This window comes from Streptomyces sp. ISL-98 (genome assembly GCF_018614055.1).
In the GTDB taxonomy this organism is placed as follows: domain Bacteria; phylum Actinomycetota; class Actinomycetes; order Streptomycetales; family Streptomycetaceae; genus Streptomyces; species Streptomyces spiramyceticus.
The window spans coordinates 36,527-58,374 of record NZ_JAGGPB010000065.1 but is presented as its reverse complement, the minus strand read 5'-3'; the positions used below and the strand labels follow the sequence as shown (position 1 = coordinate 58,374).

General features: G+C 68.5%; 17 protein-coding genes and 3 pseudogenes. 8 read left to right on the top strand and 12 right to left on the bottom strand.

Annotated features, from left to right (window positions below):
* A pseudogene (locus J7I98_RS34325) lies at positions 1-244 on the bottom strand (RNA-guided endonuclease TnpB family protein); the annotation flags it as partial.
* 135 nt (positions 245-379) lie between these two features.
* Here J7I98_RS34325 and tnpA point away from each other — a divergent pair.
* Positions 380-808: an IS200/IS605 family transposase gene (gene tnpA, locus J7I98_RS34320; RefSeq protein WP_214928963.1), complete on the top strand. Its 429-nt coding sequence runs from the start codon at positions 380-382 to the stop codon at positions 806-808.
* A gap of 90 nt (positions 809-898) precedes the next feature.
* On the opposite strand, the gene J7I98_RS34315 is transcribed toward tnpA, so the two are convergent.
* Positions 899-1,651 carry an SDR family NAD(P)-dependent oxidoreductase gene (locus tag J7I98_RS34315; RefSeq protein ID WP_214928962.1) on the bottom strand — a complete coding sequence of 251 codons (753 nt, stop codon included), beginning with the start codon at positions 1,649-1,651 and terminating at the stop codon, positions 899-901.
* A gap of 182 nt (positions 1,652-1,833) precedes the next feature.
* Here J7I98_RS34315 and J7I98_RS34310 point away from each other — a divergent pair, with 182 nt between their 5' ends.
* Positions 1,834-2,511 carry a GntR family transcriptional regulator gene (locus J7I98_RS34310; protein ID WP_308378035.1) on the top strand — a complete coding sequence of 226 codons (678 nt, stop codon included), beginning with the start codon at positions 1,834-1,836 and terminating at the stop codon, positions 2,509-2,511.
* A gap of 27 nt (positions 2,512-2,538) precedes the next feature.
* Here J7I98_RS34310 and J7I98_RS34305 read toward each other — a convergent pair whose 3' ends face one another.
* A complete protein-coding gene (locus tag J7I98_RS34305) occupies positions 2,539-3,216 on the bottom strand; it encodes an alpha/beta fold hydrolase (RefSeq protein ID WP_214928960.1) in 678 nt (225 codons plus the stop codon).
* A gap of 19 nt (positions 3,217-3,235) precedes the next feature.
* Positions 3,236-4,168: an NADP-dependent oxidoreductase gene (locus J7I98_RS34300; protein WP_214928959.1), complete on the bottom strand. Its 933-nt coding sequence runs from the start codon at positions 4,166-4,168 to the stop codon at positions 3,236-3,238.
* Positions 4,169-4,279: 111 nt separating this feature from the next.
* Between J7I98_RS34300 and J7I98_RS34295 the strand changes: the two genes are divergently transcribed.
* Complete coding sequence (locus J7I98_RS34295) at positions 4,280-5,236, top strand: GlxA family transcriptional regulator (protein WP_214928958.1); 957 nt, start codon at positions 4,280-4,282, stop codon at positions 5,234-5,236.
* Between the two features lie 473 nt (positions 5,237-5,709).
* Positions 5,710-6,327, top strand: a complete 618-nt coding sequence (locus J7I98_RS34290; protein WP_214928957.1) for a DinB family protein — start codon at positions 5,710-5,712, stop codon at positions 6,325-6,327.
* A gap of 26 nt (positions 6,328-6,353) precedes the next feature.
* Here J7I98_RS34290 and J7I98_RS34285 read toward each other — a convergent pair whose 3' ends face one another.
* The 6 genes from J7I98_RS34285 to kdpF form a co-directional block, all read right to left on the bottom strand.
* On the bottom strand, positions 6,354-8,900 hold the full coding sequence (locus J7I98_RS34285) for a sensor histidine kinase KdpD (protein WP_214928956.1): 2,547 nt from the start codon (positions 8,898-8,900) through the stop codon (positions 6,354-6,356).
* A gap of 73 nt (positions 8,901-8,973) precedes the next feature.
* Entirely contained in the window at positions 8,974-9,657 is a 684-nt protein-coding gene (locus tag J7I98_RS34280) for a response regulator (RefSeq protein WP_214928955.1), read from the bottom strand.
* A 115-nt stretch (positions 9,658-9,772) separates the two neighbouring features.
* Positions 9,773-10,447 carry a potassium-transporting ATPase subunit C gene (locus tag J7I98_RS34275; protein WP_214928954.1) on the bottom strand — a complete coding sequence of 225 codons (675 nt, stop codon included), beginning with the start codon at positions 10,445-10,447 and terminating at the stop codon, positions 9,773-9,775.
* A 4-nt stretch (positions 10,448-10,451) separates the two neighbouring features.
* Entirely contained in the window at positions 10,452-12,617 is a 2,166-nt protein-coding gene (gene kdpB, locus J7I98_RS34270) for a potassium-transporting ATPase subunit KdpB (RefSeq protein ID WP_214928953.1), read from the bottom strand.
* Entirely contained in the window at positions 12,614-14,278 is a 1,665-nt protein-coding gene (kdpA, locus tag J7I98_RS34265; protein WP_214928952.1) for a potassium-transporting ATPase subunit KdpA, read from the bottom strand. The genes kdpB (J7I98_RS34270) and kdpA overlap by 4 nt, the downstream gene beginning before the upstream one ends.
* An 8-nt stretch (positions 14,279-14,286) precedes the next feature.
* Positions 14,287-14,376, bottom strand: coding sequence for a K(+)-transporting ATPase subunit F (gene kdpF, locus J7I98_RS34260; protein WP_175264873.1), 90 nt, complete (start codon positions 14,374-14,376; stop codon positions 14,287-14,289).
* A gap of 573 nt (positions 14,377-14,949) precedes the next feature.
* On the opposite strand from kdpF, the gene kdpB (J7I98_RS34255) reads away from it, so the two are divergent.
* The 4 genes and pseudogenes from kdpB (J7I98_RS34255) to J7I98_RS34240 all read left to right on the top strand — a co-directional run bounded on the left by kdpB (J7I98_RS34255) (position 14,950) and on the right by J7I98_RS34240 (position 19,938).
* Positions 14,950-17,109, top strand: a complete 2,160-nt coding sequence (gene kdpB, locus J7I98_RS34255; protein WP_214928951.1) for a potassium-transporting ATPase subunit KdpB — start codon at positions 14,950-14,952, stop codon at positions 17,107-17,109.
* A gap of 307 nt (positions 17,110-17,416) precedes the next feature.
* Positions 17,417-18,223: pseudogene (locus J7I98_RS34250) on the top strand (SDR family NAD(P)-dependent oxidoreductase); the annotation flags it as partial.
* Positions 18,224-18,331: 108 nt separating this feature from the next.
* Positions 18,332-19,189: a GNAT family N-acetyltransferase gene (locus J7I98_RS34245; protein ID WP_308378036.1), complete on the top strand. Its 858-nt coding sequence runs from the start codon at positions 18,332-18,334 to the stop codon at positions 19,187-19,189.
* A 206-nt stretch (positions 19,190-19,395) separates the two neighbouring features.
* Complete coding sequence (locus J7I98_RS34240) at positions 19,396-19,938, top strand: DUF1707 domain-containing protein (protein ID WP_214928950.1); 543 nt, start codon at positions 19,396-19,398, stop codon at positions 19,936-19,938.
* Between the two features lie 196 nt (positions 19,939-20,134).
* On the opposite strand, the pseudogene J7I98_RS34235 reads toward J7I98_RS34240, so the two are convergent.
* Both J7I98_RS34235 and J7I98_RS34230 read right to left on the bottom strand, forming a co-directional pair.
* Positions 20,135-20,305: pseudogene (locus J7I98_RS34235) on the bottom strand (IS630 family transposase); the annotation flags it as partial.
* 83 nt (positions 20,306-20,388) lie between these two features.
* Entirely contained in the window at positions 20,389-21,774 is a 1,386-nt protein-coding gene (locus tag J7I98_RS34230) for a TrkH family potassium uptake protein (protein WP_374225201.1), read from the bottom strand.
* Positions 21,775-21,848 lie beyond the last annotated feature (74 nt).

Sequence of the window (21,848 nt, the reverse complement as noted above, 5' to 3'; positions counted from 1 at the left end):
CCCGGCCCTGCGGGACGTCCACGGACATCACCGTGCGGAACCGGCCCTTGAAGTTCGGGGCATCAGCCCGGCCCTCCCAGCAGTTCTTCCACGCCTGGAAGTACGTCTTGAGCACCGCCTGCGCGGCCTGCGCGGGCAGGACAGCAAGGAAGTCGATGTCCTCGCGGGCCTGGCGAATCGCGGCGTCCGCGTGTCCGAGAGTCCGCTCTTCCTTCGGCATCATCTGCCACCAGGCGTGCAGCAGGTTTCACATGGTGCGAGCCGCGTGCGCCTGGTCATCGGCCTTCAACACCTCGGCAGGCGACAGCACAAGCCGGGCACGATGCCCGAACTGCCGCTTGACCAGGGTATCTTGACTCACAATCGAGAGCCTAGCTTTATGTCACCGCGCTGGAACCCTAATCCCGATGCCAGAACCGGTCGCCATGTTGTCTACAACCTGCACGTTCACTTGGTTTTCGTCACTAAGTACAGGCGGAAGGCGTTCACCGACGCCATGCTGACCCGCACCGAAGAGATCATGCGGGAGGTCTGCGCCGACTTCGAAGCCGAGCTGAAACAGTTCAACGGAGAACAGGACCACGTGCACCTGCTCGTGCACTACCCGCCGAAGGTCCAGCTCTCCAAGCTGGTCAACTCCCTCAAGGGCGTCAGCTCCCGCAGGCTCCGCCAGGAGTACGACAGCCGTGTCCGCCGGTACCTGTGGGGCGGACACTTCTGGTCCGGCTCCTACTTCGCCGGATCGTGCGGCGGGCCACCCCTGACCGTTGTCAAGCAGTACATCGAAAACCAGCAGCGCCCCGTCTGACCGTCACCACGCAGGCGCAGAGCCCTCCGGCCCAAGGATGACCCTTCCCCCCTGAAGGGCGAAGCACTGGCCAAGATCAGAGGTAGAAGTTCAGGTGCGTAGATACGAAGCTCCGTTGACGTCCAGTACCGCGCCCGAGCACCAAGTGGCTTCGGGAGAGGCCAGGTAGAGCACGGCGGAGGCGATCTCGTCCGGTGTGGCGACCCTGCCGAAGGGGCTCTGTGAGCGGATCCGATCGCCCTCCGCGTCACTGAGCCGGTCGGCGACCCGTTCGGTGGCGACGAAGCCGGGCGCCACCGCGGCGACCGCGATGCCGTGGGGCGCGAGGGAGACGGCCAGTGACTGCCCGAAGGCGTGCAGCGCCGCCTTGGTGGCGCCGTATGCCGGGTGGTCGGGCTCGCCCCGAAACGCGCCGCGCGAGCCGATGGTGACGATCCGCCCCTCCCGGCCACGCTCGATCATGCGATGGGCGGTGCAATAGGTGACGTTGACCGTGCCGAACAGATTCACCGCGGCGGTGCGCTGCCATGCGTCCTGCCAGTCCGGGTAGGACGTAGTGGCCGGCGGGTGCGCAATCATCACAGCAGCGTTGTTCACCAGTACGTCCACGCCGCCGAGTGCCTCGTCGGCTTCGGCGACCAGGGCTTCGACGCGCGCGGGGTCGGTGAGGTCCCCGCTGACGAGTGTGTGGCCGTTCCCGGCGAGGCCGGCGAGGGTTTCCTCCGCGTCGGACCGCCGGGTGGAGCAGTGCACTGCGACCCGATCGCCCTGTCGGGAGAACGCTGTGGCTACGGCACGTCCGATTCCCCGAGATGCGCCGGTCACCAGTACGCCTCGGCTCATTTCGCGAACACCTTTGACTCGTCCGACTCGTCCTGGAATACGTGAAAGCAGGGGCGGCTCATACGAGGCTCCTTCCGTGGTTGTCGGGTTGTCGTCATGACTTTGACCCTCCGCATGACTGAATGTCAACATTAGGCTTTATGGACATACTTGGAGTTCCGGTTGGGGGTCAGAACCCGGCTGTGGGCAGAGCGCGGCGGCGGGGCCTGGCCGAAGAGGCCGCCGATTGCATTCGAGAGGCGATCTTCGCCGGGCGTTTTCCGCCTGGTGCGCCTCTGCGCGAGGTCGAGCTCGCGGCGGCGCTGGACATCAGCAGGGGATCGGTCCGCGAGGGGCTGGCCGTGCTCGCGCGGGAGGGGCTCATCCGCAGCGCGTGGCACCGGGGCACGAAGATCATCGATGTGACAGCGGACGAGGCCGAGGAGGTGTACGCCGTCCGTGCGGCGCTCGAGCGGCTGGCCGCGCGCCTCGCCGCGGAGCGGGCCACCGAGGAGCAAATCGCGGAGCTGAACGGGATCGTGGACACGATGGCGGCGGAACTCGCCGAAGGCGCCGACGGTCCTCGGTTGCTGGCCTTCGACCTGGAGTTCCACGACCGGATCTACCGCCTCGCCGGCAACCGCCGCCTGTACGACGGCTGGGAAGGCGTGCGCTCACAGGTCCGCCTGTTTCAGCTGACCCGCGTACGGCTCGGGTACGAGGCCTACCGCGCGATCGTCGTCGACGAGCACCGCGAGCTGGTACGGCTGATCGGCGAAGGGGACATCCCGGCGCTGCAACAAGCCGCGGAGGAGCACGTTCTGTCGGCCTGCCGGGCCTTGTGCGGGCAACTCGCCGGGATGCCCGGGCCCGAGGAGTAACCCCCCGTCGAGCCGGAGGGGGGTTCGTCACAGGTTCTGCGCGGCCGCCAGCAGGATCTTCAGCAGCTCGTCAGGCGCGTCGCGCATCACGTTGTGGCCGGATGCGACGGCGTGCGTGCGCCAGGCGGGGTCGTCGACGAGCCGTTCATAGAGCGGGGTGAACGGAGACTGCCCGTCCCAGCCGGTGGCGTAGAGGTAGTCCCGGCTCCGGTACCGGTCGAGGCCGCCTTCCAGACGGATTGACTGGAGCAGGGAGGCCAGAGGGTGCGGGGTGGCCCGGGGGTCGAAGAAGGGCAGGGGGGCGCTGGTGAAGCCGGTCTCGTGTGCCCCGTCGAGGTACCAGGCCCGCTCCTGATCGGTGACCAGGGACCAGCAGGAGTCGCCGTCTTCGGGGACCATGGCGTCGATGTAGACCAGTCCGGCCACCCGGTCCGGGACGCGGTCGGCGGCGCCGGTGATCACCATGCCTCCGTAGCTGTGTCCTACCAGCACGGCGTCAGCGATCTGCTGGTCCGTCAGGAGATTGACGACGTCATCGATGTGGGTGTCGAGGTTGACCGAGGCGGTGAGCAGGTGGCTGCGCTCCCCCACTCCGGTGAGCGTCAGGGGGTAGGCATCGTGTCCGTGCGCGCGTAGCTGCCGGGCCAGCGGTTCGAAGGTCCATGCGCCGTGCCAGGCGCCGGGTATGAGAACGAAGGTGGTCATCGGAACATCCCTTGGGTGGTCAGTCGGTGACGGAGAGGACGATCTTGCCGGTGGTGCGGCGGGTGTCGCCGAGTTCATGAGCCTTCGCCGCCTCCTCGAGTGGAAGCACGGTGTCGATCTCGGGCCGCAGCAGGCCCGCCTCGGCCAAGGCCGCGATCTCCCGCATGCCTGCCTGGTCGGCCTCCACGGCCATGAAAGCGGCGCGCAGTCCCAGGGGGCGCGCCTCGTCGGTCAGGTACGCCTCAGCCGGGGACGCGAGGGAGACGAGTACGCCGCCGGGGCGGAGGGTGCGCAGGGAGCGCGGCCCGTAGGCGCCGCCGATCGCGTCGATGACCACGTCGACCGGTTCGACGGCCGTCTCGAAGTCGGCTTTGGTGTAGTCGACCAGCTCATCCGCGCCGAGTTCACGCAGGAAGTCGTGCTTGGCCGAACGGGCGGTGCCGATCACGTAGGCACCGCGGGCTTTCGCTATCTGCACGGCAAGGTGGCCGACGCCGCCCGCCGCCGCATGGATCAATACCCTTTGGCCGGGCCGCACTTCGGCGACGTCGACCAGGGCCTGCCAGGCGGTGAGCGCCGCCAGTGGCAGCGCGGCGGCCTGTACGTGGGTCAGACCTGCGGGCTTGCGCACCAGGTGCCGGGCCGGGGACGACACGTACTCGGCGTACGTACCGGCCGGAAGCGGGTGGCGCGGCATGCCGAACACCTCGTCCCCAGGAGCCAGTGTGGTCACCCCCGGGCCGACGGACTCGATGACGCCGGAGACGTCCCAGCCGAGCCGGATCACGGCACCTGCCAGCCCACCGGAGGCCCGGTGCCAGGAGTCGGTCGGGTTGACCCCGGCCGCGTGCACCCGCACCAGCACCTCGGCCGGCCCGGGCTCCGGGCGCTCCACCTCGATCATCTTCAGTACCTCGGGCCCGCCGAAACCGTCCTGACCAATCGCACGCATCGTCATCCCCCTTGTCCATTCGGGCCGTTGCGGCCTCGCTTGGATCAAGCTTCTCGCTTTCCAGCGCCCAGAACGAGCGGCAAGATTGCCAGTATCTGAAAGAATCTTGCCATGCACCGTGTCGTGGTCCTGGCCCTCGAAGGCGTTTATCCCTTCGAACTCAGCATTCCCGTAAGGATCTTCGGCAGCGCCGCCGGACCTGACGGTGAGCCGCTGTACGAAATCACCACCTGCAGCCTGGACGGCCGCCCGGTCACCACCAGCGCCGACTTCGCCATCACCGTGACCCACGGGAGCGAGGCGCTCCGGACGGCCGACACCCTTGTCATCCCACCCTTCACCTGCGGTCCCGACGAGGAACGCGACTGGCTGCCCGATGAAGTGGCCCGCGCCCTGGCCCTCCTGCCGGCCGGCGCCCGAATCGTCTCCATCTGCACCGCCTCCTACGTCCTCGCCGCCGCCGGCCTGCTCGACGGCCGCCCCGCCACCACGCACTGGAACGAGGCCGACCACTTCCAGCGCGCCTTCCCGCAGGTGGAGGTCGATGCGAATGTGCTGTTCGTCGACAACGGCCAGGTCCTCACGGCGGCGGGAGTGGCAGCCGGAGTCGATCTCTGCCTGCACCTGGTACGCCGTGACCACGGCAGCGAGATCGCCAACCGGGTGGCCCGGCTCTGCGTGGTACCCCCATGGAGGGAGGGCGGCCAGGCCCAGTACATCGAACGCCCCATGCCGGAGCCCTCCACGGACACCACGGCGGCGACGCGCGACTGGGCTCTGCGAGAGCTTCACCGCCCGCTGGCCCTGAGCGAGCTGGCGGGGCACGCCCGAATGAGCGTCCGGACATTCTGTCGACGCTTCCGTGACGAGGTCGGCATGCCGCCCGGCCAGTGGCTCTCCCAGCAGCGTGTCGAGCACGCGCGACGGCTGCTGGAGGCCACCGACCTGCCGGTCGACGAGGTCGCCGCCCACGCCGGCTTCGGCACCGCCGCCTCACTGCGCCAGCACCTCGCCACCACGATCGGTGTCTCGCCTACGGCCTACCGCCAAGCATTCCGCACCAGGTGAGACACGAGGTCAAACAGCAGGCAGCCCTTCCGACGCGAACACGGGCCCGGGCTGCCGGTTGGGCTCAGGCAGTTTGTGCGGCGGCAGATACGGGGGCCGGTTCCGGGCGCGTTCCCGCCGCCCACCGTGCCACCGGCCCCGCCGCGTACGACGCCGCCAAGTGACTGCGACGGTGTCCGGGTGCAAGCGCGAGATCGACCAGCGTCCGCACCGGACCGTCCGGGCACAACAGCGCGTCGCACAACTCGAACGATGCGTCGCCCCGCGCGGTCGTGCACGCGTCCCACTCCCACCGGAAGTGGGACGTTAAAGGTGTCCCGTAACTGCTGGCCGGGCCGGCCGCCGCTCAGGCACGTTGCGGTGAGGGCCCTCGGTAAATGAGAGGCGGGGTGCTGCTGGTTGGGCCACACTGGCGGGGCATCAGTTCGTCCCTCCTCCAAGCACCTACCAGCCAGCTCGCCATGGGAGCGTCCATGACAGCACCTCGCCTGACCCCGTTGTTGCAGCAGTTCGACTTCGCATGTGAGCGCCTGGCCAACCGCATGGCAGGGCCGGTGATGGACAGCGGTGACGGTTCGGAGACCAAGGTCGGCCCTATGACCGATGAGGAGTACTTCTGGGAGCCGGTGCAAGAGTGCTGGTCGGTCCGGCTGCGTGCGGCCGGACCGGGTCCGCGCGCGACCCTCCTGGCCGGCACCGGAGACTGGGGACGTGACACCGCGTCCTACCCGCACCCCTGGCCGCCGCCCTTCACCACCATCGCGTGGCGCCTGAGCCACCTGAGCGAGATGCTGTCCCTCCGCGCCGATCACACAGCCGGCGGCCACACCCTCACCCGGGACGACTACCGCATCAGCGGGAACGTGGCAGGTGCCGTCGCTGAGTTCGACGCCGGCGCCACGGCCTGGCGGAAGGCGCTGCTGAGCATCGACGACGCCGCACTCGACACCGTCGGCTACTGCACCTATCCGCACGGCAGCGACCCGGAGGAGCCGTTCATCGACATCGTGTGGTGGGTCAACCAGGAAGTCCTGCACCACGGAGCCGAGATCGCCCTGATACGCGATCTGTACCGCGCACGACAGCCCTGACCCAGCACACAGCGACGGGCGGACCGTCAGGATGTGGCTGTAGCCGGGAGGTCCGGGTGGGTCGGCGGGTGGCCGGACGCGGCGGGGAGCGTGAGGACCATGGTCATGCCGCCACCGGGAGTGTCCTCGGCGGACAGCGTGCCGCCGATCGCTTCGGCGAAGCCGCGGGCGACCGCCAGGCCGAGGCCGACCCCGGCGCCGCGCGGGGCGTCGCCGTAGCGCTGGAACGGGGCGAAGATACGGTCCTTCGCCTCGTCCGGGACACCGGGGCCGCGGTCTGTCACCCGGACTTCCACACGGTCCGCCATGGAACTGGCAGACACCACCACGGGCTCGCCGTCGGGGGCGTACTTGACCGCGTTCTCGACGATGTTGGCGACCGTGCGTTCCAGCAGGCCCGGGTCGACCGCGACCATCGGAAGGTCTTCGGGTATGTCGAGAACGACGCTGTCCTGCGGTACGCCGCGGAGCGCCATCGGGACGACTTCGTCGACGTCGATCTCCCGGATGAGCGGGGTGATGGTGCCGGTCTGGAGGCGGGACATGTCGAGGAGGTTGCCGACGAGGTGGTCGAGGCGGTCCGCGCCCTCCTCGATGCCTTCGAGGAGCTCTGCGCGGTCCTGGTCGGACCACTCCACGTCGTCGGACCTGAGGGAGGAGACGGCGGCCTTGATGCCGGCCAGTGGCGTACGCAAGTCATGGCTGACGGCGGCGAGCAGGGCCGTACGGATGCGGTTGCCCTCGGCCAGTTCGCGGGCCTGTTCGGCCTCGCCGACCAGGCGCTGACGGTCCAGTACCACGGCGGCCTGGGCCGCGAAGGCGGCCAGTACCCGGCGGTCCTCGGCCGGCAGCAGGCGGCCGGAGAGGGCCAGGGCCATGTGGTCACCGACGGGCATGTCGACGTCCGCGTCCTCGGGGCGTGAGAGCGGATGGGCCATCCCCACGCTGCCGGTGCAGGTCCACGGCTCGACGTCGCCGGCGCGCTCCAGCAGCGCCACGGATTCCATGTTGAAGGTCTGGCGGACCTGGTCGAGCAGCGCTTCCAGGCTTGTCTCGCCGCGCAGCACGTTGCCCGCGAGGAAGGAGAGTATCTCGGACTCGGCGCGCAGCCGGGCGGCTTGGTGGGTGCGGCGGGCCGCCAGGTCCACCACGGAGGCGACCGAGACGGCCACCGCGAAGAAGACCACTATGGCGACGATGTTCTTGGGGTCGGCGATGGTCCACAGGTGCAGCGGCGGCGTGAAGTAGTAGTTCAGCAGCAGCGAGCCGAAGGCGGCCGATGCCAGGGCGGGAAGCAGTCCGCCGAGCAGCGCGGCGCCGACCGTCAACGACAGGAACAGCAGCATGTCGTTGGGCAGGCCCATTGCGGGAACGATGCTGGTGTGCAGGTACGTGAGCAGTGCCGGGCCGCCCACGCCGATCAGCCAGCCCCAGATGATCCGGGCTCGGCCCAGGCGGGCGACGCGGGCCATGGGCAGGCCCCGGCCCTTGGCTGCCTCTTCGTGGGTGACGATGTGAACGTCGAGGTCGGGTCCCGATTCACGGGCGACGGTGGCACTGACGCCGGGGCCGAAGGCGTATTGCCAGGTCCTGCGGCGGCTGACGCCGAGCACGATCTGGGTGGCGTTCACCCCGCGCGCGAAGTCGAGCAGGGCGGACGGGACGTCGTCGCCTATGACGTGGTGGAAGGTTCCGCCCAGATCCTCGACCAGTGTTCGCTGGACGGCGAGTTCCTTGGGCGAGGCGGCGGTCAGGCCGTCGCTGCGGGCGATGTAGACCGCCAGTACCTCGCCGCCGGCGCCCTTCTCGGCGAGCCGGGCGGCGCGGCGGATGAGGGTGCGCCCCTCGGGGCCGCCGGTGAGACCGACCACGATGCGTTCGCGGGAGCCCCAGATCTTGGAGACCCGGTGCTCGGTGCGGTACTCCTGCAAGTATTCGTCGACGCGGTCTGCCGTCCACAGCAGCGCCAGCTCGCGCAGTGCGGTGAGGTTGCCGGGCCGGAAGTAGTTGGACAGGGCCGCGTCGACCTTGTCGGATTTGTAGATGTTGCCGTGAGCCATCCGGCGGCGAAGTGCCTGGGGCGACATGTCGACCAGCTCGATCTGGTCGGCGCGGCGGACGACCTCGTCGGGGACGGTCTCGCGCTGCCGTATTCCCGTGATCGACTCCACCACGTCGCCGAGCGACTCCAGGTGCTGGATGTTGACCGTGGAGACGACGTCGATGCCGGCCTGGAGCAGTTCTTCGACGTCCTGCCAGCGCTTGGCGTTGCGCGAGCCCGGGACGTTGGTGTGGGCGAGCTCGTCGACAAGGGCGACGGCCGGGCGGCGCTCCAGCACCGCGTCGACGTCCATCTCCGTGAAGACGGTGTTGCGGTACTCGATCTCGCGGCGCTGAGTCTCCTCGAGGCCGTGCAGCATCACTTCGGTGCGGGGCCGGTTGTGGTGTTCCACGAACGCGACCACACAGTCCGTGCCACGTTCGGTCCGGCGGTGCGCCTCGGAGAGCATCGCGTACGTCTTGCCGACGCCGGGTGCCGCGCCGAGGTAGATCCGGAGCTTGCCGCGTCCCATGGTTCCGATCTTTGCAGTCAAAGGCTTGTTTGCCGCTCCGCGTTCACAACGGCCTGCTGGACCGCGGAGGGCCTCACATCTCGAAGCGGTAGCCCATACCGGGGGCGGTGATGAGATACCGGGGATGCGAAGGGTCTGGTTCGAGTTTGCGCCTCAGTTGAGCCATGTAGACGCGGAGATAGTTGGCCTGGGTGTTGTAGGTGGGGCCCCACACTTCCTGCAGCAGTTGCTTCTGGGTGACAAGCCGCCCGCGATGGTGGATCAGCACTTCCAGCAGGTGCCATTCGGTCGGGGTGAGGCGGACATCGCGCCCGTCCCGCTTGACCTTCTTGGCCATCAGGTCGACGGTGAAGTCCTCGGTCGCGACACTCGCCGGATCCTCGGTAGGCGCCAAAGCCGTCGTCCGGCGAGATGCGGCCCGAAGCCGGGCCAGCAGTTCGTCCATGCTGAACGGCTTGGTGATGTAGTCGTCGGCCCCCGCGTCGAGCGCTGCGACCTTCTCGTCGGAGCTCCGGCGGGCGGAGACCACGAGGATCGGCACACGAGTCCAGCCGCGAAGCCCGGTGATCACTTCGATGCCGTCCATGTCGGGCAGGCCGAGGTCCAGCAGTATGACGTCGGGGTGGCGGGCGGCGGCCAGCCGGAGAGCAGTGCCTCCGTCGGGCGCTGAATCCACCTCGTATTTGCGTGCCTTGAGATTGATTTCGAGAGCCCGTACGAGCTGTGGCTCGTCCTCCACCACCAGCACCCGAGTCATCGGTGTGCCGCCTTTCCGTTGTGCACGAGGAGCGTGTCGTCATGGACTGGGGAGGGAGCCGTCGGCCCGAGGAGACTCCTCGGGCCTCGGGCTCCCGCCCATCGGCGTAAGACACTCACCTCTCGGTGAGTTCCTTGAGTGCGATGTTGAGCTTGAGGACGTTCACCCGGGGCTCGCCCATGAAGCCGAGGATCCGGCCGTCCGTGTTGTCCGCGACGAGCTTGTCGACCTGCTTGACGTCGAGGTTGTTCTTCTCGGCGACGCGGTGGACCTGGATCTTGGCGTACTCCGGGGAGATGTGCGGGTCCAGGCCGGAGCCGGAGGAGGTGACGGCGTCGGCGGGCACGTCCGACGGCTTGGGCTTGTAACCCTTCGCCTCGTTGTCTGCGACGACCGCCTTCTTGGCGTCGGTCACCCACTGAATCAGTTCCTTGTTGTCGCCGGACCGATTGGTCGCGCCGGAAAGGATCAGCGAGTACTGCGTGTTGACGCTGTTGGAGCCCAGGCCGTTGGACGGACGCGGCTGGAACCACTTCAGGTCCGGGACCGCCGCTTCCTGTGCGTCGTCGGGGTTCTTCTTCGGCAGGTTGTACGTCTGCCCGATCAGCTCCGAGCCGACGACCTTGCCGCCGGACTTGATCTCGGAGCCGTTGGCCTTGTCGTTGAACAGAGCCTGTGCCACGCCGGTGACGGCGAGCGGGTAGATGACGCCGCAGATGACGGTCAGGACGAGGAGGGCGCGGAGCCCTGCCCCGATGAGCCGTGTGGTGCCGCTGAAAGAGTTGTTCATGACGTCACCCGATGCCAGGGATGAGGGAGATGAGCAGGTCAATGATCTTGATGCCGATGAACGGTGCGACCAGGCCGCCGAGTCCGTAGATCCCGATGTTGCGGCGCAGCATCTTGTCGGCGCTCATCGGCCGGTACTGCACGCCCTTCAGGGCGAGCGGCACCAACGCGACGATGATCAGCGCGTTGAAGACGACGGCCGACAGGATCGCCGACTCCGGGGAGGACAGGTTCATGATGTTGAGCTTGTCCAGGCCCGGATATACGACCGCGAACATTGCCGGGATGATCGCGAAGTACTTCGCGACGTCGTTGGCGATGGAGAAGGTCGTCAACGCTCCCCGGGTGATGAGGAGTTGTTTGCCGATCTCGACGATCTCGATGAGCTTGGTCGGGTTGGAGTCCAGGTCCACCATGTTCCCGGCCTCCTTGGCGGCCGAGGTGCCGGTGTTCATGGCCACTCCGACGTCCGCCTGCGCCAGTGCGGGCGCGTCGTTCGTACCGTCGCCCGTCATCGCGACGAGTTTGCCGCCGGCCTGCTCGCGCTTGATGAGGGCCATCTTGTCCTCGGGGGTGGCCTCGGCGAGGAAGTCGTCGACACCCGCCTCCTCCGCGATGGCCTTGGCGGTCAGCGGGTTGTCACCCGTGATCATGACCGTCTTGATGCCCATGCGGCGCAGCTCGTCGAACCGCTCCCTCATGCCCTCCTTGACGACGTCCTTGAGGTGAATGACGCCCAGGACACGTGCGCCGCGCTCATCCTGACGAGCCACCAGCAGCGGCGTACCACCAGCCTGTGAAATCCGGTCGGTGAGTTCCTGGGTGTCCTCCGAGACACTGCCGCCCCGCTCCTTGACCCAGGCGACGACCGAGCCGGTCGCGCCCTTGCGGACCTTGCGGGCCTCTCCGTCCTCGGAGAGGTCGACGCCGGACATGCGGGTCTGGGCGGTGAAGGCCACCCACTCCGCGTCCACGAGCTCGCCCTGGTGCCGCTCGCGGAGCCCGTACTTCTCCTTGGCCAGTACGACGATCGAGCGGCCCTCGGGGGTCTCGTCGGCGAGCGAGGACAGCTGGGCGGCGTCCGCCAGCTCGGCCTCCGTCGTGCCCTTGACCGGGACGAACTCGGCGGCCTGGCGGTTGCCGAGGGTGATCGTGCCGGTCTTGTCGAGCAGCAGCGTCGACACATCGCCCGCGGCCTCGACGGCGCGGCCGGACATCGCCAGTACGTTGCGCTGTACGAGCCGGTCCATGCCCGCGATGCCGATCGCGGACAAAAGCGCGCCGATGGTCGTCGGGATGAGGCAGACCAGCAGGGCGGTCAGCACGATCAGGGACTGCCTGGCGCCGGCGTAGATGGCGAACGGCTGCAGGGTGACGACCGCGAGCAGGAAGACGATCGTCAGTGAGGCGAGCAGGATGTTGAGCGCGATCTCGTTCGGGGTCTTCTGCCGGGCAGCACCCTCGACGAGGTTGATCATGCGGTCGATGAAGGTCTCGCCCGGCTTCGTCGTGATCTTGATGACGATGCGGTCGGACAGCACCTTCGTACCGCCCGTGACCGCGCTGCGGTCGCCGCCGGACTCGCGGATGACCGGGGCCGACTCACCGGTGATGGCGGACTCGTCGACCGACGCCACACCCTCGACGACGTCTCCGTCGCCGGGGATGACGTCGCCGGCCTCGCAGACCACCAGGTCCCCGATACGCAGCTCGGTGCCGGGCACCAGCTCCTCGTTCTTGCCGGGCTCGCCGCCCTTGGCCAGACGACGGGCGACGGTGTCGGTCTTGGCCTTGCGCAGGGTGTCGGCCTGCGCCTTGCCCCGGCCCTCGGCCACCGCCTCCGCGAGGTTGGCGAAGATCGTGGTCAGCCACAGCCAGGCCGTGATCGCCCAGCCGAACCAGTCGCCGGGGTCCTTGAGCGCCAGCACGGTGGTGAGCACCGAGCCGATCAGCACCACGAACATCACGGGCGACTTGATCATCACCCGCGGGTCGAGCTTGCGGACGGCGTCCGGGAAGGACTTGAGCAGCTGCTTGGGGTCGAAGAGACCCCCGCCGACACGTCCGGGCTCGGTCTTGTGACCGGTCGGCACGTCGGAGTGCGGCGCCCGGGTCGGAGTGGCGGTGGACATGGAGCCGGGCTCCTCATGCTTCTTGATGTCGGTGGTCATGACGCCAGCCCCTCGGCGAGCGGACCCAGCGCCAGGGCCGGGAAGTAGGTCAGACCGGTAATGATCATGATCGTGCCGACCAGCAGCCCGGTGAACAGCGGCTTTTCGGTACGCAGCGTGCCCGCGGTGGCCGGGACCGGCTTCTGCTCGGCGAGCGAACCCGCCAGGGCGAGGACGAACACCATCGGCAGGAACCGGCCGAGCAGCATCGCGAGACCGATCGTGGTGTTGAACCACTGCGTGTCCGCGTTCAGGCCGGCGAATGCGCTGCCGTTGTTGTTGGCGCCCGAGGTGTACGCGTAGAGGATCTCGGAGAAGCCATGCGCGCCCGAGTTGGTCATCGAGTCGGCCGGGGTGTCCAGCGCCAGCGACGCGGCGGTGAAGCAGAGCACCAGGGCGGGGGTGATGAGGATGTAGCAGGCGGCGAGCTTGATCTCGCGGGTGGAGATCTTCTTGCCGAGGTACTCCGGCGTACGGCCGACCATCAGGCCCGCGATGAACACCGCGATGATCGCCATGATCAGCATTCCGTAGAGGCCGGAACCCGTGCCACCAGGGGCGATCTCTCCCAGCTGCATGCCCAGCAGGTTGATGCCGCCGCCCAGGCCGGTGTTCGACGAGTGGAAGGAGTTGACCGCACCCGTCGAGGTCAGCGTGGTGGAGACGGAGAAGATCGCCGAGCCGCTGATGCCGAAGCGGGTCTCCTTGCCCTCCATCGCACCGCCCGCGGCCTCGAACGCCGGACCGTGACCCGCGAACTCCGTCCACATCATGAGCAGGACGAAGCCGACCCAGATGGTCGCCATCGTGGCGAGGATCGCGTAGCCCTGCTTGATCGAGCCGACCATCCGGCCGAACGTCCGGGTCAGCGAGAACGGGATCAGCAGAATGAGGAAGATCTCGAAGAGGTTCGAGAACGGGTTGGGGTTCTCGAAGGGGTGGGCCGAGTTGGCGTTGAAGTAACCGCCACCATTGGTGCCCAGCTCCTTGATCACCTCCTGGGAGGCGACAGCGCCGCCGTTCCACTGCTGAGAGCCGCCCAGGAACTGGCCGACCTCGTGGATCCCGGAGAAGTTCTGGATGGCGCCGGCGGCGACCAGCACGATCGCGCCGATCACCGAGATCGGGACCAGGATGCGTACGACACCACGGACCAGGTCGGCCCAGAAGTTGCCGAGCTCACCGGTGCGGGATCGGGCGAAGCCGCGTACGAGCGCCACCGCGACCGCGATGCCGACGGCCGCCGAGACGAAGTTCTGCACCGCGAGGCCGCCGGTCTGGACGACGTGGCCCATGGCCTGTTCGCCGTAGTACGACTGCCAGTTGGTGTTCGACACGAACGACGCGGCGGTGTTGAACGCCTGGTCCGGGTCGATCGAGGAGAAGCCCAGAGATCCGGGCAGCGAGCCCTGGATCCGCTGCAGCAGATACAAGAAGAGGACGCTGACGGCGGAGAAGGCGAGGACGCCGCGCAGGTACGCGGACCAGCGCATCTCGGCGTTGGGATTGGCTCCGACGGCCTTGTAGATCCACTTCTCGACGCGCAGATGCTGGGTCGAGGAGTAGACGCGGGCCATGTAGTCGCCGAGAGGACGGTATGCCAGTGCCAGCGCGGCTATCAGCGCGAGCAGCTGGAGCACACCAGCGAGAAAGGGGCTCATGACTGTGCTCAGAACCTCTCCGGGTACACAAGGGCGAGGACGAGGTAACCCAGCAGGGCGACGGCCACGACAAGGCCGACGATGTTCTCGGCGGTCACAGCTTTGCCACCCCCTTGGCGATGAGTGCCACCAACGCGAAGACCGCGATCGTGGTGACGACGAAGGCCACGTCGGCCATCGTGAGCTCCTGAGAGAGGTGCGGGAATGTTCGGACCCCCAGAGCAAAGCCTGTTTCCGACCCGGCACCGGCGCCGTTGACGGGTCCCTTACGGCCATTGGCGCGCTCTTGACGACTCTCTTACGCCCGCCCCGGCCGACCTGCGGAGAAACCGGTGGCCGTTACACCGACCGCGAGGGTGTGACCCACTGGCCGCGACCTTTTCCGGTCACCGCCGAGGAGCGGGCGGCCGGGGCACTTACCGCTCCCTGACGCCCTTTCAGTACTTTTTGACACACGCTTGACGCCAGGCCGGGGAAGCCGTCAGAGGGCCGTAAATTCCCTGGGAACAAGGCGAGTTGACCGCACCTTGGCCCCTAAATTCCCTGTGGCCGCTCAAGGTCGCGGACGTCAGTGGCATGACAGCACCCCTGGGGTTCGCCCGCGGTTCGTCCCCTGCCGACTCCCCCGGCCCACCCCATGCGGGGCCCGGACCCATCAGAAGGTCTCATCCATGCTTCCCGCCGCTCCTCAGCAGGCCCCTACGGCTCCCACAGGCCGGACCCCAGGGAGTGGGCCGGACCACCGGCCTCCTCGTCGCCGGCGCCGACAGGGTGGGCTCATCGATCCCGTACAGCTGCTGAAGTCCTTCCCGGAGGCCGTCCGCAAGCTGCACCCACGGGCCCTGGTCAGGAAGCCCGTACTGTTCGTGGTCGCGGCGGGATCGGTGCTGACCACTCTCTCGGCGTTGTTCCACCCTTCTGTCTTCACCTGGGTCGTCAGTGTCTGGCTCTGGCTGACGGTGATCTTCGCCAACCTCGCCGAGGCCGTCGCCGAGGGCCGCGGCAAGGCGCAGGCCGAGTCCCTGCGCCGCGCGCGTACGGACACGGTCGCGCTGCGACTGCGGACCTGGCGCGTCGGCATCGACCTGAACCGTGCCGAGACGGAGGCCGTCGCCGCGACCGACCTCCGCCTGTTCGACTTCGTGCTGGTCGAGGCCGGCGAGCTGATCCCGGCCGACGGCGACGTCGTGGACGGGGTCGCGGCGGTCGACGAGTCCGCAGTCACCGGCGAGTCCGCCCCCGTCATCCGGGAGTCGGGCGGCGACCGGTGCGGTGTCACGGGCGGTACGACCGTGCTCTCCGATCGCATCGTCGTACGGGTAACCTCCCGCCCCGGTCACTCCTTCCTGGACCGGATGATCGCCCTGGTCGAAGGAGCATCGCGGCAGAAGACCCCCAACGAGATCGCGCTCAACATCCTGCTGGCGGCGCTCACCATCGTCTTCGTGCTGCTGGTCGTGGCACTCCAGCCAATGGCCGCCTACGCGCACGCCGCCCAGTCGACCACGGTGCTCGTCGCCCTCCTGGTCACCCTGATCCCGACCACCATCGGAGCCCTACTCTCCGCGATCGGCATCGCCGGTATGGACCGGCTCGTCCAGCGCAATGTGCTGGCGATGAGCGGCCGCGCGGTCGAGGCCGCAGGCGACGTCAACACCCTGCTGCTCGACAAGACCGGCACCATCACCCTCGGCAACCGCGAGGCCGCCGGATTCGTACCGCTGCCCGGCGTGGACGAGCTGATCCTCGCCGACGCCGCCCGGCTCTCCTCGCTGGCCGACGAGACGCCCGAGGGCCGCTCGGTCGTCGTACTGGCGAAGCGCAAGTACGGTCTGCGGGAGCCCGCCGAAGGAGAGCTGAGCCATGCGCAGTTCGTGCCCTTCTCCGCGCTGACCCGGATGTCGGGCGTCGACCTGGCCTGGGACAACGGCGCGGCATGCCACATCCGCAAAGGCGCCGCGTCCGCGGTGACCGACTGGGTGCAGATGCGCGGCGGGACCGTACCGGCTGAGGCCGGCATGTTCGCCGACTCCATCGCGGCCTCCGGCGGCACCCCGCTGCTCGTGGCGGTGCACGACTGGGACGGGGCGCGAGTCCTCGGGATCGTTCACCTCAAGGACGTGGTCAAGGAGGGCATCCGGGAGCGGTTCGCGGAGCTGCGCCGCATGGGCATCCGTACCGTCATGATCACCGGTGACAACCCGCTGACCGCGCGCGCCATCGCGCAGGAGGCGGGTGTCGACGATTTCCTCGCCGAGGCCACCCCCGAGGACAAGCTCGCCCTGATCAAGCGCGAGCAGGCCGGTGGCAAGCTGGTCGCCATGACCGGCGACGGTACGAATGACGCCCCCGCCCTCGCCCAGGCTGATGTCGGCGTCGCGATGAACACCGGCACCTCCGCCGCCAAGGAAGCCGGGAACATGGTCGACCTCGACTCCAACCCCACCAAACTCATCGAGATCGTCTCGATCGGCAAGCAACTCCTCATCACACGCGGGGCGTTGACCACCTTTTCCATCACCAACGACGTCGCGAAGTACTTCGCGATCATCCCCGCGATGTTCACGGGTGCGTATCCGGGCCTCGAAGCGCTCAACATCATGGGCCTGCACAGCCCCACGTCCGCGATCACCTCGGCGATCATCTTCAACGCCCTGATCATCGTGTCGCTCATCCCGCTCGCTCTGCGCGGCGTGCGCTACACCCCGGCGTCCGCGCACGACCTGCTGCGCCGCAACCTCGCCGTCTACGGCCTTGGCGGTCTAGTGCTGCCCTTCCTCGGCATCAAGCTGATCGACCTGCTCGTCTCGACGATCCCCGGTCTGGGCTGACACCCATCAGAGCACCGTCAAGGACCGCACGGGACTCTTGAGCCCGTGCCCGCAAGCCAGTTGCATGAAGGCGTGAACAGCAGCCTGCGCCATGACGACCGGCCACCCCATAGGGTGCCCCCGGCCGTGCGCGCTGCTCACCCGCCGGTGCGGTGACGCACCGTTTGCCCGCGGCCTCCTGACGGCGGCCGCTTTCTTTCCCGTACGCCCGCTCCCTGAAGGGCGTACGTACCCACACCCTTCGCACGTCGCGTGCTCTCGTTCCACAGCGAGGGCATCGGCGCGTGCCCGTTCCCAGGAACTGATCATGTCTTCTGCATCCCTGTCCGGCCGGACCGTGCTGGTCACCGGCGCCACCTCCGGCATCGGCTACGAGACGGCCCGGCAGCTGGCCGAGCGCGGCGCCACCGTCCTCGTTCACGGCCGCATCGCCGAAGAGGCGCGGGCCACGATCGACCGGCTGACCGCGACCGCCGGGGTCGACGCCACCCACCTGTGCGCATTCGCCGCCGACTTCACACGCCTGGATGAAATGGAGGCAATGGCCGCCCGCGTGGTCCTGGAGCACCCGAATCTGGACGTCCTGGTCAACAACGCCGCCATGGCCGCCCCCGAGCGCCACACCGTCACCGACGACGGCAACGAGATCGCCTTCCAGGTGAGCTTCCTCGCCCACTACCTGCTCACCGGCCTGCTGGAGGAGACCCTCACCAGCGAACCCGGCGGGCGCGTCATCAACGTCTCCTCCTCGCTTCACCGCACGGGCTCCATCCAGTGGAGCGACCCCAACCGCGCCCGCCGCTACTCGCGTCTCGCGGCCTACGCCCAGTCACAGCTGGCGCTGACCGTCTTCGCCGCCGACCCGCGGGTCACAGCCGCCTCCCTCCACCCCGGCATCTGCGACACCGCGCTGCTGCCGCTGTACGCCCTCAAGGGGGCCACTGCTGCCGACGGCGCCGCCCACGTCGTACGGCTCTGCGACCCGGCGGTCGAGATCGTCAACGGCGCCTACTACGACCGCGACGAGCGCGTCGAGCCCGCTCCGGCCGCCACCGAAGTCCGCACGGTCAAGCGCCTCAACAAGCTCGCCGACGTCCTCGTCGGCCACACCGCTAGAAGGGACAACGCTGCCCCTGCGCCATCACCCTATGTGGCGTTGGCGCAGGGGCTCCGGTGCCCGGTCCCACCGGTCAGCCGGTGGGACCGGGGGCCCAGAAGAGCGATGAGACCGAAGCCCTCGTTGAACCACGTCCGACCAGATCCACCCCACAGCCGAAGTCAGGTGGTCTCTCCCGTGATCCAGCTTCAGACGCCCCGTCTCCCCGCCCTCGCCGACTGGTTCCCCGCCGGGGCACCCGGCGCCGCGGCCCTGGCCGAACATGTCCTGGCCACCGGGGCCGGACAGTGTTGGGCGGACCGGGCCGTCCAGCCGCGGGCTGTCGCGGTCGCCTGGGCGGACCATGTGCTGCTCCGAGGCGATCCGCGCGCCCTCACCCCGGATTCCCTGACGCATCTCGCCGACAGCTACATCGAGGCCCCGGAGCGCTTCCTTCCGGCCCTGGGTGCCGCGTTCGCCCAGGTCGTACCGTGGGAACGGATGGTGTACGTACACCGCGCGCCCGCAGAGGCACCCCGCCCGCCGCGTGGCGTGACGGTGCGCCGGCTGGTCCCCGAGGACACCCCGGCGCTCGTCGCACTCGACGCCGATTTGGCCTGGATCCACGGAAGTTGGGGTGGCCCGACCGGCCTCGCCGCCTCCGGGCTCGGCTGGGCCGCCTTCCACAAGGGCCGAGTCCTTGCCTTGGCCTGCACCCGGTTCCTCGGAAGCGCCTACGAGGACATCGCCTGCGTCACCACTGCGGACCACCGGCGCAGACGCCTCGCCCTCGCGTGCGTCGCCGCGCTGTGCGCGGACATCACCGAACGGGGCCGCACCGCGAGCTGGTCCTGTTCCCGCGACAACCGCCCGAGCCGACTGCTGGCTTGGACCGCCGGATTCCGGCTGGAGAGCGAGTACATCCACTACGCCACCGGAAAGTCCGCCTCACAGCGCATGCGGGGCGCGAGAATCTCCGCGTGAGCATGCGGCGCACCGGTTCGGCGCCGAGTTCGGCGGATGCAGCGCGTGCTGCGGCACAGTCGGTGCACGTAACAGTGTGACCGCATAGGTTCGCCGGATTGGGCGATCAAGGCCATGAAGACGAGCGATTGGCATCCCCATCAATTGCCTTGCCCGCTAAGGGCCTTGGCGTGTTCGCATCGTCGGCACGGCACTAGAGTGAGACGGTGACCTCTCTGCCGGAAGACCCGCCGTCGCTGATCAGCGAAGACGACCGCGACACGGCCGTGCAGCGCCTGCAGGAGGCGTACGCCGAAGGGCACATCTCGCACGAGGAGTTGGACGAACGCCTCCACCAGGTGCTCACCGCCAAGACACGCAGCGAGCTCGTGTCGCCTCTGGCCTCGCTCCCGGAGGAGAATGCGGGCACCACGTCCAGGATTGCCGCCGCCGGCGGACGGATCCGGCGGCGCGGCGCATGGCGGGTACCTCGGATCCTCAAGGTCGAGTCCGCATTCGGAAGGGTGCACCTGGACCTGTCCCGGGCGGTCATCGAGCATCCGGTAGTCGACATCGAGTTGCAACTCGGCACCGGCAGGGCCAAGATCACGGTGCCTCGCGACGCGATCGTCGACGTCGAGGCTCTGCGCACCGGGTGGAAAGACTCGCTCTACAAGACCCGGCGGCGCTCCCGCCCCGGCGGGCCGAGGATCCGGATCTCCGGAACCATGGGGTTCGGACGGTTGAAGATCCGCCACGCGCGGCGTTGAGGCCCCATCCGGCACCAGGACCACCTGTCCGTCACTTCTTCGTCCCCGCTCGACTGCTGATGCTGTGACCTCATTGGGTCGCCAGTTGGCTCAGGCCGCGGTCTTGAGGGGGGCGTCCGCCCCAGCGGATGCGTTTCTCACTGCGGATGCGGGCGCGTTCTCGGCGTTCGGCGGCCAGGACGTCGCGGTGGCGGGCGTCGGCCTGGACCAGCTGGGCGATCACCGGCACCCGGTTCCCGCCGGCCGAGGCCAGCAGCATCATCGCGCGCCGGTATCGCACCGAACTCGTGCTGCCCCGGCGCACGATCTGCTGCAGCCGCTGCCCCTCCTGGTCGGTCAGTCTGCGCACACGGACAGGCTCGGCCACCGCGCCTCCAGCGGTCGGATCGGACGTCACCACACATCCAACCGCCACGACCCCCAACCCGGCGAACCTACGCGGTCAGAGCACTAGCCAATGACGGGCCGCTCCTCGGGCAGCTGGTAGAGGCGGCCGCGTACGCGCAGCGCGAGCGCGGAGGCCACGGTGATCGGGCCGATCCGGCCGATGAACATCAGTGCGACCAGGATGAGCTGCCCGGCCTCCGGCAGGTCACCGGTGATGCCCGTGGTCAGTCCGCAGGTGCCGAACGCCGAGGTGGCCTCGAAGAGGACCGCCAGCAGCGGCTCGTCACTGATCGTCAGCAGAACCATGGTGGAAACGATGACCGCGCCCACACCCAGCAGCGCGACGGTCAGCGCCTGGCGCAGTACGGAGGATGTGATCCGGCGGCCCATCACCTCCACGGCGGTGTTGCCACGCACCTCGGCGAGAATCGCCGTGCCCAGCACCGCGAAGGTGGTGACCTTGATTCCGCCCGCGGTGCTCGCACTGCCACCGCCGATGAACATCAGCACGGTGGTGACGAGCAGAGTCGCGGGCTTCATCTCCCCGACGTCGACGCTGTTGAAGCCCGCCGTGCGAGCGGTGACGGCGTTGAAGAAACCGTTGGACAGCTTGTCCGGCCAGGTGAGCGGTCCGAGGGTCCCGGGGTTGGACCACTCCAGCAGCCAGGTGAACACACTTCCCACAACGAGCAGGACAGCGGTGGTGAGGAGGGTGAGCCGGGTGTGGAGCGACCAGTGGCGGGCGGACCGCACGAACGCGCCCGAGCGGCCGCTGCGCAGCAGTTCCAGCAGCACGGGGAAGCCGATGCTGCCGAGGATGCAGGCCACAGCGATCGGCAGCATGACCCAGATGTCGGAGGCGTAGCCGACGAGATTGTCGGGGCGCAGACCGAAGCCGGCGTTGTTGAACGCCGAGACCGCGTGGAACAGCCCGTAGTACGCCGCCTCCCCGATCGGCTGCCCGTGGGCGAAGCGGAAGCGCAGCATCAGCCATGCAGCGACGGCCAGTTCCACGACCACGGTGATCCTGGCGACGCCGAGCAGGACTCTGCGGACATCCCCGATGCCCAGGCTCCCCGTCTCGGCCTGCGCAGTCAGCTGCAGGCCCAGCCGGATCCGGCCCAAGACCAGCAGCCCGAGGAGCGAGGCGAACGTCATGATGCCGAAGCCGCCGAGCTGGATCAGGCCCAGCACCACGACCTCACCGAATGTGTTCCAGTGACTGCCGGTGTCGACGACGGACAGCCCTCCGGACATCGCGCCGGTCGCGGTGAACACGGCGGTCACCACGCTCGACGCCCGCCCGTTCTCCGCCGAGACGGGGAGGACAAGCAGCGCGGTGCCGAACGCAATGACCAGAGAGAAGGCACCGACCACCACCAGTGCCGGACGGGCGAGCAGCGCTGCCCATCGCGTGCGGTCCATGCCGTGTCCCTTCGCCGCCGACACCGTCACCAAAATAGCGGCGATCCGTCAGAAAAGGATCATATGGCCCTATTCGGGACGCCGGGTCCAGGCCGGCC

Excerpts from the sequence above, each read along its gene's own strand:
- tnpA (WP_214928963.1), top strand. The coding sequence starts at position 380 with ATGTCACCGCGCTGGAACCCTAATCCCGATGCCAGAACCGGTCGCCAT.
- J7I98_RS34315 (WP_214928962.1), bottom strand. The coding sequence starts at position 1,651 with ATGAGCCGAGGCGTACTGGTGACCGGCGCATCTCGGGGAATCGGACGT.
- J7I98_RS34305 (WP_214928960.1), bottom strand. The coding sequence starts at position 3,216 with ATGACCACCTTCGTTCTCATACCCGGCGCCTGGCACGGCGCATGGACC.
- J7I98_RS34300 (WP_214928959.1), bottom strand. The coding sequence starts at position 4,168 with ATGCGTGCGATTGGTCAGGACGGTTTCGGCGGGCCCGAGGTACTGAAG.
- J7I98_RS34295 (WP_214928958.1), top strand. The coding sequence starts at position 4,280 with ATGCACCGTGTCGTGGTCCTGGCCCTCGAAGGCGTTTATCCCTTCGAA.
- J7I98_RS34290 (WP_214928957.1), top strand. The coding sequence starts at position 5,710 with ATGACAGCACCTCGCCTGACCCCGTTGTTGCAGCAGTTCGACTTCGCA.
- J7I98_RS34285 (WP_214928956.1), bottom strand. The coding sequence starts at position 8,900 with ATGGGACGCGGCAAGCTCCGGATCTACCTCGGCGCGGCACCCGGCGTC.
- J7I98_RS34280 (WP_214928955.1), bottom strand. The coding sequence starts at position 9,657 with ATGACTCGGGTGCTGGTGGTGGAGGACGAGCCACAGCTCGTACGGGCT.
- J7I98_RS34275 (WP_214928954.1), bottom strand. The coding sequence starts at position 10,447 with ATGAACAACTCTTTCAGCGGCACCACACGGCTCATCGGGGCAGGGCTC.
- kdpB (WP_214928953.1), bottom strand. The coding sequence starts at position 12,617 with ATGACCACCGACATCAAGAAGCATGAGGAGCCCGGCTCCATGTCCACC.
- kdpA (WP_214928952.1), bottom strand. The coding sequence starts at position 14,278 with ATGAGCCCCTTTCTCGCTGGTGTGCTCCAGCTGCTCGCGCTGATAGCC.
- kdpB (WP_214928951.1), top strand. The coding sequence starts at position 14,950 with ATGCTTCCCGCCGCTCCTCAGCAGGCCCCTACGGCTCCCACAGGCCGG.
- J7I98_RS34245 (WP_308378036.1), top strand. The coding sequence starts at position 18,332 with ATGAGACCGAAGCCCTCGTTGAACCACGTCCGACCAGATCCACCCCAC.